This is a genomic window from Olivibacter jilunii (genome assembly GCF_900607235.1).
GTDB lineage: Bacteria > Bacteroidota > Bacteroidia > Sphingobacteriales > Sphingobacteriaceae > Olivibacter > Olivibacter oleidegradans.
The window spans coordinates 95,743-110,536 of record NZ_LR027851.1 but is presented as its reverse complement, the minus strand read 5'-3'; the positions used below and the strand labels follow the sequence as shown (position 1 = coordinate 110,536).

General features: G+C 39.5%; 11 protein-coding genes. 6 read left to right on the top strand and 5 right to left on the bottom strand.

Annotated elements, in window-relative coordinates; genetic code table 11:
* The first annotated feature begins 5 nt into the window (after nt 1-5).
* From E0E36_RS14335 to E0E36_RS14320, 4 genes are all read left to right on the top strand, one after another.
* Nucleotides 6-1,523 (top strand): RagB/SusD family nutrient uptake outer membrane protein, encoded by a 1,518-nt coding sequence (locus E0E36_RS14335; RefSeq protein ID WP_207303765.1) that lies wholly within the window; start codon nt 6-8, stop codon nt 1,521-1,523.
* A gap of 459 nt (nt 1,524-1,982) precedes the next feature.
* Nucleotides 1,983-5,060, top strand: coding sequence for a SusC/RagA family TonB-linked outer membrane protein (locus tag E0E36_RS14330; protein WP_130856507.1), 3,078 nt, complete (start codon nt 1,983-1,985; stop codon nt 5,058-5,060).
* A gap of 12 nt (nt 5,061-5,072) precedes the next feature.
* Complete coding sequence (locus E0E36_RS14325) at nt 5,073-6,704, top strand: RagB/SusD family nutrient uptake outer membrane protein (RefSeq protein WP_130856506.1); 1,632 nt, start codon at nt 5,073-5,075, stop codon at nt 6,702-6,704.
* A gap of 209 nt (nt 6,705-6,913) precedes the next feature.
* Nucleotides 6,914-8,227 carry a gluconate:H+ symporter gene (locus E0E36_RS14320; protein ID WP_013668311.1) on the top strand — a complete coding sequence of 438 codons (1,314 nt, stop codon included), beginning with the start codon at nt 6,914-6,916 and terminating at the stop codon, nt 8,225-8,227.
* Between the two features lie 11 nt (nt 8,228-8,238).
* Here the strand turns inward: E0E36_RS14320 and E0E36_RS14315 are convergent, their stop codons facing one another.
* From E0E36_RS14315 to E0E36_RS14300, 4 genes are all read right to left on the bottom strand, one after another.
* Nucleotides 8,239-9,726, bottom strand: a complete 1,488-nt coding sequence (locus E0E36_RS14315; RefSeq protein WP_013668312.1) for a DUF294 nucleotidyltransferase-like domain-containing protein — start codon at nt 9,724-9,726, stop codon at nt 8,239-8,241.
* A 49-nt stretch (nt 9,727-9,775) separates the two neighbouring features.
* Nucleotides 9,776-10,492 carry a 3'-5' exonuclease gene (locus E0E36_RS14310; RefSeq protein ID WP_013668313.1) on the bottom strand — a complete coding sequence of 239 codons (717 nt, stop codon included), beginning with the start codon at nt 10,490-10,492 and terminating at the stop codon, nt 9,776-9,778.
* Between the two features lie 157 nt (nt 10,493-10,649).
* On the bottom strand, nt 10,650-10,850 hold the full coding sequence (locus E0E36_RS14305) for a YwbE family protein (protein ID WP_013668314.1): 201 nt from the start codon (nt 10,848-10,850) through the stop codon (nt 10,650-10,652).
* 30 nt (nt 10,851-10,880) lie between these two features.
* On the bottom strand, nt 10,881-11,252 hold the full coding sequence (locus E0E36_RS14300; RefSeq protein WP_157622309.1) for a response regulator: 372 nt from the start codon (nt 11,250-11,252) through the stop codon (nt 10,881-10,883).
* 642 nt (nt 11,253-11,894) lie between these two features.
* On the opposite strand from E0E36_RS14300, the gene E0E36_RS14295 reads away from it, so the two are divergent.
* Together E0E36_RS14295 and E0E36_RS14290 are read left to right on the top strand one after the other, a co-directional pair.
* Nucleotides 11,895-13,457, top strand: a complete 1,563-nt coding sequence (locus E0E36_RS14295; protein ID WP_130856505.1) for a PAS domain-containing sensor histidine kinase — start codon at nt 11,895-11,897, stop codon at nt 13,455-13,457.
* Nucleotides 13,432-13,788, top strand: a complete 357-nt coding sequence (locus tag E0E36_RS14290; protein WP_013668317.1) for a response regulator — start codon at nt 13,432-13,434, stop codon at nt 13,786-13,788. Before E0E36_RS14295 ends, E0E36_RS14290 begins: the two co-directional genes overlap by 26 nt.
* A gap of 8 nt (nt 13,789-13,796) precedes the next feature.
* Here E0E36_RS14290 and E0E36_RS14285 read toward each other — a convergent pair whose 3' ends face one another.
* Complete coding sequence (locus tag E0E36_RS14285; RefSeq protein ID WP_165447012.1) at nt 13,797-14,786, bottom strand: glycosyltransferase family 2 protein; 990 nt, start codon at nt 14,784-14,786, stop codon at nt 13,797-13,799.
* Nucleotides 14,787-14,794 lie beyond the last annotated feature (8 nt).

Here is a 14,794-nt window from a genome sequence, read left to right as displayed (position 1 = left end):
GAACGATGAAAAAATCTATAATATCCATCTTTGCAGCTGCAACTTTACTTACAGCGAGTTCGTGCAGCGAGAGCTTCCTGGATGAAAACAACAAGAGTAATCCAACACAGGATAGCTATTTTCAGAATGCAACACAAGCTCAGACCTTTGTTAACGGTATTTACACCAATTTAAGAGCCAACACAAGCGGTGATGGGATTGGTTATGGTGAGAGCCCCTGGATAAACCTCGAATTACTCGTTGGCCATGCTTCGACAAATTCACAAAGTAACTTTAACTTGGGTGTTATCAACCACACAACCGGAACCGAGAACCCCGGCTTTTACAGCTATTGGCAAGGCTTTTATGAAGGTATAGCAAATGCCAATGTAGCAATAAGCCGCATTCCGCAGATTGATATGAATGACACTCAAAAATCTAATTTGATGGGTCAAGCTCATTTTTTGCGTGCATACTATTATTTCTTTCTTACCCGACTGTTTGGGGATATCCCATTGGTAACACAGCCGGTTGATCCAACAGACGATAGTCAATTGCGCCCTCAAAGAGCCAATAAAGAAGAAATATATGAGCTTATTGTCAATGATTTAACAGCTGCTGAAAATTCTTCTATACCAGATGTAGACCGGACGGGAAGAGCATCTAAAGGGGCAGTTAAATCACTATTGGCCAATGTTTATCTTACAATGGCGGGCTATCCTTTAAATAAGGGTACTGAATATTATCAGTTAGCAGCGGCCAAAGCAGCCGAAGTAACTACACAGGGTGATGCCTGGTATCCCTTGTTTAGTAATTTGGAGTTTCTCCACGATAGACCGAATAAAAATTTAGGGGAATTCATTTTACAGGTACAATACCTGGGCGGTGTAGCGGAAAATAACATCACCCAAATGATTATTCCTTATAATTCCTCAATCTCTAGACACGGTGATGAATATGGTTCATTGGTTCCACGTCGAGAGTTTGTTAACAGTTATGAAGCGGGTGATAAACGTAGCGCCGAACGCGGATTTTTCTTTACCAGTGCCCCAAGGGCAAAAAATGGTACCGGAACTATTACCTTTCCACCAGCCTTATATAAATATTGGTTGGAAGCTTCTTCGGGTGTTAATGGCGACTTAACACCGGATATCAACTTTACATTAATCCGCATGCCGGAAGTATATTTAATTCATGCCGAAGCTGAAAATGAGGTTAATGGACCTACCGACGCAGCCTATGCTTCTTTGAATAAAGTAAGACAAAGAGCAGGATTGGCACCATTAAGTGGCTTATCACAAAGCCAATTTAGGGAAGCTGTTTGGCGTGAAAGATATCACGAACTATGCTATGAAAATAAAGCTTATTTCGACATCCAACGGACGCGTAAAGCCTATAACTTAGCGGCTAATAGCTTTGTTGACTTAATAGGTTATAGAAACGAAAGCGGTACCACTTGGACAGAAAAGTACTTATTATTACCAATACCTCAACGAGAACTTCAGGCGAATCCTAATTTAGCGCCAAATAATCCCGGATGGTAATGGGGTCGTACTCATCGCACCGAGTCAAAAGATAGCGCAGTTTTTAAGGCTTCTTTAGATAAATGCAAAACAGCAATTTTCCTTTTGGAAAATTGCTGTTTTTTTTACCCCTCCTCTATGATCACGAGCAACGTTTTTATTCATGACAAAAAGAGTGTGCATTACCGTCAATCTACTTGCCAAATAATATTGTTAGTTGTGTATACATTTCACAAATTAGCAAAAACTCTTTGATATTAATTTTTTTCTTAAGAAGTTAGCCTTTTGAAACTATATAAACTAACAAAAACCATTTAAACTATGATAAAAAAACTAAAACAGTTTAGCGTATCTACATTTTCTTAGGGTAACCAAGGCCTTTTTTTCGATTATTTTACTAAAGCGATTTAGTGAGGTGAGTATTTATTGACTTGATTTTTTGCTCACCGATCAATTTATAAACTTGATTATTAAACATTTATGACCAATCAAAAAAACAGACCAATTAAAAGCATGGCCTTAACGGGAAGTTTGGCTTTGTTAATTTCCATTGGGATGCCAGGCGTCCCATCTTTTGCCGAAGCGTCAAGTAGATTCGCTTCCAAATCGACCACCCGCTCGTTCAAACAACAGCAGAAGACAATCGCCGGAACGGTAACGAGCGCAACAGATCAAGCTCCTTTACCGGGAGTTTCGGTTTTAATAAAAGGCTCATCAAAAGGAGTAACAACTGATGAAAAGGGCCGCTTTCAGATCGAAGCTTCAACAAATGATGTGCTGGTGTTTAGCTATTTAGGTTATTTAAGCGCAGAGCAACCTGTTGGTAATAGAAGTATTGTCAATGTATCCTTACGGGAGGAGAGCAATAATTTAGAGGAAGTCGTTGTTGTGGGATACGGTACACAAAAGCGGAGCGAAATCAATTCAGCGGTTGCTAATGTGAAGGCCGAAGACTTCAATGCAGGGGGAACACGATCACCCATGGATTTAATCCAGGGAAAAGTAGCTGGTTTGAATATTACGCGCACACAAGGGAACAATCCAAATTCGACTACTTCAATTCAGTTAAGAGGGATTAATTCATTAAAAGGAGGCACGACACCGCTGATCGTTATCGACGGTATTCCGGGAGGTAACCTGGATTTACTGCAACAAGATGATATCGAATCTTTCTCAGTTTTAAAAGATGGATCCGCTGCTGCCATTTATGGTACACGCGGAAATGCGGGCGTAATTTTAATTACCACAAAAAAGGGTAAGGCAGGGGAACCGAGGTATGACTACTCTACTTATATACAGCATGAGTCAGTAGATAAAAAGCCGGAGTATCTATCAGCATCCGAATTCCGCGATCTGATCAATCAGGGATTAATCGCTCAGGATTTGGATTTAGGCGGATCCACAGACTTATACGACGAGCTGGTAAACAAAGACAACTTTAGCCATTACCATAACTTAGCAGCGTCAGGAGGAAGTGAAAAGTCGAATTACCGTGCGTCACTTTATTTTAACAACGCACAAGGGATTGCAAAAGAAAATGGGAGGCGGCAATTTGGCGGACGGGTTAATGTGAATCAAAAGGGATTGCAAGATCGACTGGAGATGCAATTTAACTTAGCAGCCAACTTAAGTAAGGCGAACTTATTGGGTGGCGGCGTAAATGACGATATCAACTCGGTAGATTACGGAAAGACAACGGGTTCTGATTTTGAACAAGCGATACAGCGAAATCCGACGGCTCCGATTAGAAATCCCGATGGTTCCTTTTTAGAGACCCAAGGCTTTAACAATTATAATCCCCTTTCCAGATTAGAGAACCGCATTTTTGAACGTAATCAATCTACTATCAGTGGTGATGCTCGATTTACCTACAACATTATAGAAGGCCTAAAAGCTTCTGCCTTTGGCTCCTATGTTCGGGATGAATATAACGATCGGAGGTATCGCTCGATCAATGATTGGGATCAACGGCAAAATTCTGAATATCAGGGGATGGGATATGCCGCTAAAGCGAACTACCTCACCTGGTCGCAGACCTTCGAATCGACGCTCGACTATACCACTACGATCGCAGATGACCATTCGTTAAACGCGACAATAGGCTATAGTTATCAATATAATACGCTAGAAAAGTTTAATGTGAATAATAACGGCTTTACTAATGACGCCATGTTGGATTGGAATCTTGGTGGTGGTAGCGCTATTAATAACACGCTACTGCCTCGCCCGGGTATGGGCAGTTTTAAAGATGACAATACGCTTGTAGCTTTTTTTGGTCGAATAAACTATTCTTATTTAGGAAAATACTCTGCACAATTTATTCTTCGGAGAGAGGGTTCTAGCCGCTTTGGTGAGAACAATAAATGGGGAAACTTTCCCGCGGCATCTATCGGTTGGACCATCAGTGAAGAGGAATTTTTAAAGAATACAACACTTGTCAATAATTTAAAGTTACGAGTTGGCTATGGTGTTACAGGCAATCAAGATATAAGTAATTACCAATCCCTGCTTACGCTTAGTACTGGAGGCACATACTTAATGGATGGAACTTATTATCAAACATTTGGCCCAGCAAGAAACGCCAATCCTAACCTTAAGTGGGAGCGCAAAGCCGAGTGGAACTTCGGTTTGGATTTTGCCTTATTAGACAATAGACTTTCCGGTTCATTAGATGTTTATAACCGTTTAACGAAGGATTTAATATATGACTATAATGCGCAGCAACCATCTTTCGTTCGCGACAAGATCTTAATGAATGTGGGCTCAATAACGAACAAAGGCGTTGAATTGATACTGAGCGGCACCCCGGTTAAAAAAGACAACTTCACATGGAACATCGATTTGGCTGGTAGCTTGCAAAATAACCGGCTAAAACAGTTATCAAGTGATGTATTTCAGGCTAATTTCCTTGAGTTCGGAGGGCTGCCCTCTCCAGGCAATCTTGGAAACGCCATTCGTCTTGAAGAAGGAGGTAAGGTTGGTAATTTCTATGGAAAACGATTTGCGGGCTTCACAGACGATGGGAAATGGCAATTTTATAAAGCTGATGGATCGGTGGCAACTACCAGTGAAATGAATAACGACGATCTTACCATAATCGGAAATGGTGTTCCGAAATACAATCTATCCCTTAATAATACATTACGCTACAAAAACTTTGATCTTACGGTATTTTTCAGGGGTAAATTCGGTTTTGACATTCTGAATACCAAAGAAATGTATTTTGGAAACAAGAAATGGCTTCCAAATAATATCTTCAAAAGTGCCATTACTACCCATAACCAGCTGAACGATGATCCGCAATACTCGGATTACTACTTAGAAAAAGGTGATTTTGTAAAATTGGATAATGTCACTTTAGGGTATACATTCAAATTGAGTTCGAACTATATAAGAAATTTAAGAATATACGCTGCCGGCAGAAATTTAGCAACATTCACGGGCTACAGTGGAATAGACCCTGAAATTCAAGACACTGGTTTTACGACAGGTATAGACGGTCGTGGTTTCTATCCTCGAACCAAATCATTCACGCTTGGTGTAAATGTTGGATTTTAAAAACATAAAAAGATGAAACAACTCCTAAAAAAATCTATATATATTTCTGTATTTGGTATGATAGCAATGAGCTATCAAGCTTGTACCAAACTGGACGAAAATCCTTATAGCGAAATAAGCAACGATAAATTTCTCAACAACAGAAGAGAAGTATTGCAAGCGGCCTTACGCCCAATGACCCATATGCAATCATGGCTAGCGCCTACCGGAGGCAGTGGTTATTACTACCATTCGGAATTGTCGTCTGATCAATTGGCCTGGCCGCAAAAAGGCAGACATGGCTATGATGCAGGAGATCATTTTAGACAGCATTATCACACATGGACAGACAATGAATCTCGCACACGCGATGCTTGGATTGGAATGTGGACAGGCTTAGGTTATGTTAACAACGCGCTCAATCGGATTCAAGCAACCCCACCAGAAAAGGTAGGTATGGAGCCTGACGAACTGAATGCGATCATTGCAGAACTCAAGGTACTTCGCGCTTATAATTACATGAAAATAATGGAATTATGGGGCAATGTACCCATTGTTGAAGAAGTGTCTGAAGAAATAGCCAATCCAGAGACCAAACCACGTACGGAAGTCTTTGCTTTCATACAAAAGGAGCTTGAAGAAAATGTTCCTAATTTATTACCGCTTTCGGATGCATTAATTGGAAGAGTAAACAAGGCTGCGGGATACGCCATGCTAGCAGAACTCTATCTTAATGCTGAAAAGTGGGTAGGACAGCCCATGTGGGACGAGTGTATTGCAGCCTGTGATCAGGTTTTAAATGGTGAAGGGGGCGGCTTAGGGGGTGGTCCTAACCTGGCTGCTGATCTGACGTCTACATTTAGTAATACGAATCAACGTGCAACAGAGGCTCTTTTTCAATTTGCATATAGTCAAAAAGGAGGTTTCGCATTTGATTGGGGCGGCTTCTTTATGGGCTATGATTATATGAAAGATGTACTTAATGTCGGATACGGCGGATGGAATGCCTTCGTAGTGATACCAACCGCTTTTGATGCTTACACTGAAAACGACTTACGCAAGAAAGAGTGGTTTTTGTTCGGCCCACAATACAAATATGGCACACAAACACCGGTGTTAGGCACGGAAGAATGGAGCGGAAAACCTATTGTTTTTGTAAACAGTATCCGCCGTGAAAGCGAGGGAGACTTAACCAGCGCAGGCGGTATGGCACAAGGAGAAGAAAATAGTGGAGCTAGATTCAATAAATATAAATCCGGGACCTTACAAGATGCCAACTATCGTGAAAACCACTATATGATCTATCGTCTTACCGAAATATACTTTAATAAAGCAGAGGCCATTATGCGAAAAAATGGCGGTGTTGCCACCCAAGAGGCAGTAAATTTAATTAATGAAAGTAGAAAACGAGCCTTTTCCGCCGAAGATTGGCCTGCTGCACAATATACAACGGCAAGCTTGACACTAGATGAATTATTGGCTGAGCGAGGTCGTGAATTTATTTTTGAAGGAAAAAGACGTACCGATCTTATTCGTTTTGGAAAGTATACAACAGCCGCTTGGTGGGATCACAGACCTAGTAGTGACCCAAACCGGGAATTGTATCCGATTCCGAATACGCAAATTGCCATTAATCCAAATTTGAAGCAAAATCCGGGATACTAAACAACAGAGGCGCTCAAAAAATGAGCGCCTTTTTATCATATCCAATGATGTACCACCAATTTTACGGTCAGTTGGGAGCATGGCTTCTCAATCAAAACTCTTTGCCATCTTGACTTTAAAAGATATTCTCAACAATATTCGTTCATTATTTTTATAAATAAAACAATTCTGTTAATTTGCCTAACACAGTACCAACAAAACAGACACCAATGACCCTAGTTTACATTGCCCTATCCATTTTCTTGTTAATCCTACTGATTAATACATTCAAAGTACATCCCTTCCCTGCCTTTTTACTCGTTTCAATCTTTGCCGCAGCTACTTTAGGCTTATCTATTGATAAAATTGCGACAACATTAGAGAAAGGAATTGGCGATATTTTATCATCCTTACTAATATTAATTACGTTTGGAGCCATGTTCGGTAAAATCATTGCTGTAAGCGGTGCTGCGCAAAAAATAGCCGCGGTGATGATGTCGTGGGTGGGGCAAAAAAAAATTCAGTGGGCCATGATGATTGTTGGCTTTATCATCGGTATTCCACTTTTTTACGGAGTAGGTTTTGTGCTGATGGTGCCTCTTATTTTTTCGGTAGTCTATAAATATAAACTTCCGGCGGTCTTCATTGGCTTGCCTATGTTAGCAGCGCTGTCGGTTACGCATGGCTTTTTACCCCCTCATCCTTCACCCTCCGCACTGGTTATCCAATTCAACGCCAATATGGGTTTAACGCTTGTATATGGCTTCGCTCTTGCTATACCGGCTATCATTATCGCCGGTCCTTTCTTTGCACAATTTCTCAAAAAAATCCCATCGCAACCCTTACAGACATTCATTTCAGAAGACTTACCCGATGATCAATTACCAGGCACTTTTAATAGCTTTTTTACGGCATTGTTGCCCGTTATACTACTAATTGCAACGACATTTATCCAACATGTATTTACGTTGAGTCCAACAGTTCAACAGCTATTAATATTTCTGAGTTCGCCATCGGTGGTTTTGATGATTGTATTTTTTTATTCACTTTTCTCCTTGGGAGTCGTTCAAAAACTTAAAATGGACGATTTAATGAATCATTGTACGCAAGCGGTGAAGGACGTTGCTACCATCATTTTGATTATTGCCGGTTCAGGAGCGCTCAAAGAAGTATTTACACAAACCGGTGTAAGCGAGGAGATTGCTACTTCATTGAGAGCACTTCCGGTTCCGCCGCTTGCCTTAGGTTGGTTAATAGCGGCTATTATACGAATATGCGTCGGATCGGCAACTGTAGCGGGATTGACGACCGGTTCGATGATTCTACCACTGATTCAATCCACTGGAACTGACCCTAATTTGATGGTGCTAGCGGTCGGCGCAGGTAGTTTAGCCTTCTCACATGTCAATGATTCAGGCTTCTGGATGTTTAAGGAGTACTTTAATCTGACAATCAAAGATACCGTGCTAACTTGGTCGGTAATGGAATCCATTGTTGCCATCGTCGGCCTCATCGGTGTTCTGTTGTTAAATCTGGTTGTATAAGATCAACGATTTTATCCTAATAAATTATTGGTAAACTTAATACGTATACCCGACTGGAAATTTTCCACAGTCTTAAAAATTTCCTTTAAGGTAACACGTTCAATACGTGTAATCTTATCAATATCAATATAGTTGTCCGGCTCACCCTTATCAACGATCATGCGCACCGCCTGATTTTTTAGACGCATTGTCATTAAGTAATAATAAGATAAGCTTAATTCCTGATATTGATTTTCAGTGAACACGCCCATATCTCGCAACATTTTCATTCGTTCTCCGGTATTCTCTAAAAAAATCCGATTCCGTAGAGCATAAACACGCACCAAGTCTACGATTGGGGTCATCGCTTTTTTAATATCAAAGACCTCGCGGCCTTGTACTGTTATCGTCTTAATTGGTTTAAAGAACGTTAATGGCGGCACGTATTGCAAGGCATTTTTAGCCAAATACACAAAAAACTTCTCTAAAGGCTGCTGAAGCTCTACATCTAGAAAGTCTCGAAGATTATCCATGATTGCTTTATCTCCATAAATCAATCGGCAATCAAAAAAAGTCGAAAATTTAATGGCAGTCTCCGGAAGCGATTCCTCCATCCATTTTTTATAATTGCTCTTCCAATGCGATAAGGAGTGTGTCCATTGTGGATTACTCGCCATATAGCCCCCCGTACAATACGCGAAGCCTACAAAATGCAATCGATCAGACACTTTTTGCGCAAACTCAAGGAACCATTTCCGAACTTCTTCCCGATGTTCGTTCGCCTTATCCTCATAAATTAGCGCATTATCCTGATCTGTTTTCAAAGTCTGTTCTTTACGTCCCTCGCTTCCCAACACCATAAAAACGAATTTAGAGGGTGGATTGCTCATTTCGCTCAACACTTCTTCTATTACATTCTGCGCAATTGTATCAGCAATAGCGGTTATTAATTGATTAACAATCTCAGCTTGTACACCTTTACTCAATAACTGATTGACAATGTACGGAACACGAGACCACTTCTCTTTTAACTCGATACTCGTTCTAGCTAATTTTACAGATTGAATAAAGACTAATGGCGATTGAGCTTGTTCACTCATCAATTTATTTCTGCTAACAAATCCTACGTATTTGCCTTCTGACTCTACCAGCAAATAGCGTAATTTTGTTTCATACATCGTCAGCAGCGCTTCATATATATAGGTATCGATGGAAATTGACTCAATGGCGCGATCCATAAAATAATACACAGGTTTAGTAAGATCAGCTTTTTTCGCGATCACATTATCACGCAACGTTATATCAGTAATGAAGCCGTCGATATTTCCACTTTCACTGGTGACAAACAAACAACTAACCTTATTGGCAGCCATAATACGGGCGGCTTCGTACACCGGCATGCTTTCTTTGCAGGTCACCAGCTCCCTGAAAGCTATATCACTGATTCTTCTCGAATAGACCTGTTCAGGCATCAGGTAACTTTCATCAAATGAAGGGGCTTGTTCTTTTGTATTATCCATGAGTTTTTCTATAAAACTATAGTCATTAATTGAAGTGCATATAAACGACTTATAAACGCTTGAAAACTAACGAACAGACAATTAAAGCAATCAAAAAAAACAAAATTATTAACACCGTTGATATGCTCCATGGTGACTTATCAAGAATCAGTTGTTTTGATAATTTGACTTGCTGTTCTTCAATTGTTTCTTCTGTAACTTCTTTTCTTTTGACCAGCTCAAAATAACTCTTTGCTGTGGCGTCTGCATCTAATAAAGCATTATGGGCCTTCTCCAGCTCCTTTTCAAAAAGTTCCTGGTAGAGTTCGTTTAAACGGAGGTATTTTATCCAAGGTTTTTTAACGTATCCGGAACTCGCTAACATGGTACAAAATAGGCGTAAATCGCCAAGTGGGTTTTCCATAGCGCAGCGATAAAAATCCGCTCCCAATACATGAAAGTCGAGTGCGACAAAGTGCCCCACGACTAGAGGTTTAAATTGCCGGAGATCACTGCTGAGTTTTTCCATTACGGCACAACGCGGTACTCCAAACGTTCTTAAGTATGAATCCTTTATCCGATGCACTAATTGCGCTTGCCGACTAACCACCACATCGTCTTCGTTCACATAGAAATTTTCTCGCTTGATTTCCCTTCCGTCCTTTGTAAACACAATCCAAGCGACTTGAACGGCACTTGGCCAATTATCTTTTGTAGAATATCCTACCGTCCACTTTTTGGGTAGCCCCGTTGTTTCCGTGTCAATAAATAAAAGATATTCTTGCATGCAAGAAAAATAACTCTTTTTAATAACAAGTGCAATAAGAGACGGAAAATCCTGCTGTTTATATTGAATTATTCATTGCTCGGCTATTATAAAACGAAGGTGTCTCCTACATTTGTCTTTGACAAGCATAGGAGACACCCGCTTAGTATTTATTCTATTAATCTTCCAAGATTTCGGCAACTCTTCCGATCTGCCCATCTTCGAGTCGAACTTTAATTCCTCTGGAATGAAAGGTGGCCGATGTTAAAATATCCTTGACATAGCCATAAGTAATGTTCCCCGTACGCTGATCTTTCTTCAGGATAATCCCTACATTTTGTCCTCTAAAAATTTCCTTACGATATTGTCCGTTGCTCATACTTTCTAAATATATTCAAGTATACACTATTTAGGCGACTTCATCTTTATACAAATATAATTCGTCCACTAAATGCAAAAAATGCATTAGCTCAAATGGTTTCTTCACGTAGGCTTCTGCTCCACATCGCTCTTTAATTTTTGCTATATCATCGGAAGCGGATACCATCGCAACCGGAATATGGCTTGTTAACGGATTCTGCTTTAATTCCATGCACAAATCACTACCCCACATCCACATGAGGCGTTCATCTAGTAGAACCAACCCAAACTTTCCGGTTCTCAAAATACTGTGCATATTTTTTCCTGTATCTATTTTAACATCGTAGCCCTCCGGTTTTAGTATATCCGCAACCATTGCCGCGAAATCCGTATCGTCATCTACGCAAAGAATATTCTTCATTTTAAATCCTATTTTTTTGATAATCATCAACTCGCATATTTTATCACCTACTTTAAGCGGTGGTTTATGCAAGTATATCAGTCTTACTTTTAAAATTTTGAAGCGGGCAAAGCCACAATGACCAATCGTCATTCACTGAATAGACGCTTCTTTTATTAATTTATTCCGATACAATCCAAAACAACAACTCCATACGTGTTTCTATACCCATTCAAGAAATAATCGTATTGAATTATTTTTATAACGTTGGCCATCGCAACTCAGTATGTCTTGTTATCAAATATTCAACCAAAATCTCAGCTTTAACCCACAAAACAAGCCTTAAAAACACTCAACAAGTTGATTTTTAAAACCAAATCCATTTATCATTTTTTTGTTAATTTTTTGTTCACGTTGAACAGGCTCATTTATCAACTGTCAATCCCTCCCCTTGCATGATTATCCATGATATTTTTTTTCATATTTAATTTGTATAGAATGTGAGCAATTCAAGCATCTTTCGTTTACGTAAATTTACCATTAAATTACTTTGGTTTGAAGTTTGTAATATTAAGTTGTAAATAGAAAGTGGGGGAGTTTGACTACTTTATTATACAAAACATCTCCTATTTTGCTAGGCATAGGATACTATACTGCTAATGTATGAAGCAAATTGACGAAAATAAATTTTCATTTTCCGCTCGTACTTACAATAGGGAATTGGATCTGCTACTAACCGCTTTAGATACTACAAAAGTCGGTGTAGTAATAACCGATTGCTCGCAGCCCGATTATCCCATTGTCTACTGCAACAAGGCATTTGAAGAGCTCACTGGCTATTCGCGCAATGAAGTTATTGGCCATAATTGTCGTTTTTTACAAGGCAATGATGACAACGAAGAACAAAAAAAAGTCATCAAAACAGCCTTGCATCTGGGGCAGCCATGTGAAATAGAAATAAAAAACTATAAAAAAGACGGATCTCTATTTTGGAATCAACTTCGCTTACAACCAATAAGAGACGAGGAAAATAATGTTACTTATTATATTGGTGTTCAAAACGATGTTACTCGCTTAAAACTAACCAATCAGCAGCTCCGAGTAGAAAAACTTAAAGTAAAAAAAACGTTAGTTGAACATGACAACAATCTATCGGATGATGAAGGTCTCCTGACGGCCGTAATAGACACGGTTAGGGATTCCGTGTTGATTTTGACGGAGAATCTTCATATTATAAAGGTCAATAGATCTTTCCTTAAAACTTTCCATATTGCCGAGGACGAGGTACTGGACCAACATATCCTGGGCATCGACAACGGGAAGTGGAACACTATGGGGCTACAAAACCTCGCCGAGCAATTAAGCTCAAAAAAAACGAGCATAAAGGATTATTTGTTGGAAGACTTTCCAACTCGTGTCGGAAAAAAAGTATTGAATTTTGATGCTCATTTTATATCACACACGACTAATGCAAACATCATTTTAGCGATTAGCGATATAACGGAGTTACGGGAGCTCGAGAAAAGAAAAGATGACTTTCTAAGTACAGCCAGTCATGAACTTAAAACTCCGTTAACAGCCATTACAGCGAGTTTACAATTAACACAACGGATGCTTCCTCCTGATGCAAGCGAAACACTTAAGGGAACACTCAATAAAACAAAATCTTATGTAGACAAATTGGAGCATCTGGTTATTGACCTCTTGGATGCATCCAAAATTAAAACCGGAAGAATAGAACTTACCAAACAGGCATTTGACTTTGACGCAATGATCTTAGAGGTCGTAGATAAATTACGAGGAAAATATCATGATAACCATTTCGAGGTTCAGGGAGCAGCAAGTAATTATTATATAGGAGATAGACTGCGCTTGGAGCAAGTCATCTTAAACTTATTAACTAACTCCATTAAATTTTCCCCCGTCAATAGATCAATTAATATACATCTTTCACGATTAAGTGATTTCATAAAAGTTTCAATTACCGATTATGGTTTGGGTGTAGACCATCAATATCAGAAGAAAATATTTGATTCTTTTTATCGGGTGGACGAAATACAGAAACAGTATCCCGGCATCGGTGTCGGTCTGTATATAAGCAACCAGATCATAAAAAAACATAAAGGAACCCTTTGGGTTGAAAGTACAATCGGAGAAGGCGCCACCTTTAGTTTTACATTACCCCTAAAATACCAAGATCATGATAAAGAAAATTATGATATGTGATGATGATGAAGGCATATTAGACATTACGGGCTTATTATTGGAAAGCTATGGATATCAGGTATTACTGGAGTCCAATAGCTCACGTTTGCTTCCAAGAATTTCATCGGAAAAGCCCGACTTGCTGTTAATCGATATCTGGATGCCCTTATTAATGGGGGACGAAATTGTGAGAATTTTAAAGAACAATAAAGAAACTGCTCACTTACCGATCATTATGTTTTCCGCTGGCAGAGAAAGCGAACGTATAGCATCCGAAGTTGGTGCTGACGATTATATAGCAAAACCTTTTAATATCGAGGATTTAAACAATAAAATCGTTGCGCTTGGATAAATTACTTACTATTTTTTATTTAATATCACTTTTTTCCAAAAATCCTGCATGAATCCCAAACCATAGGCAGTTAATTGAATCATAGCAGCTACCACACCAAGGCCCGCCACCCTAAGCGACTTGCTCTGAGACCAAGCGTGGAAAAAAAGTAATAAGACATAGACCCCTAGCAGAAAATTACAACACCATGTAACTAATGGAATTCTAAACAAAATAAAACCTTGTAAAAAATTCAGTGCGACGGTAAAAATTAAAAATAGCGTAAAAAGTGCCGGAAAAAAATGAACAAGTTTCAGCTCTGAGGGAAAGTGCTTGTAAATATTAATTCTAGCCCTTCCAAAAAAATGAAGCTGTTTATAAAACTGACTAAAATCAGTTCTCCGTTTGTGATAGACAATGGCTTCGGGGATTAGGCCGATCTTAAATCCTGCTCTTTGAATCCGTATACTATATTCTATATCCTCCCCTAATCTAGTCAACTTATATCCACCGACGGCCTCCCACACCTCTCTGGAAACGCCCATATTGAAACTTCGAGGATGAAACTGCCCGATATGCTTTTTATTCCCTCTAATCCCACCGGTAGTAAGGGGCGATGTCATGGAATAACTAATAGCTTTCTGAATGGGTGTAAACGACGCATGTGCGGCATCGGGACCGCCATAAGCGTCCAACTTATGAAGAGATAGATAATCGTTAACCAGCTGTAGATAGTTAGCCGGAATCAAACAATCAGAGTCGAATACAATAAAGTAATCTCCCTTTGCACGTTCGAAACCAAAGTTTCGACTGAAACCTTGCCCTTCGTTGGGTTTGAAAAAATATCGAAGATTAAGTTTATCCCGGTAGCTTTCAACGATCTTCCCGGCACTATTTGTAGATCCATCCTCAATCACCAGCACTTCAAATTCAGGATAGCCTTGCTGTACCAGTGTAAACAGAAGCTCGTCTATTTCTTGCGGTCGATTATATAAAGGAATAATAATTGAAAAGAAAATCATAGCGG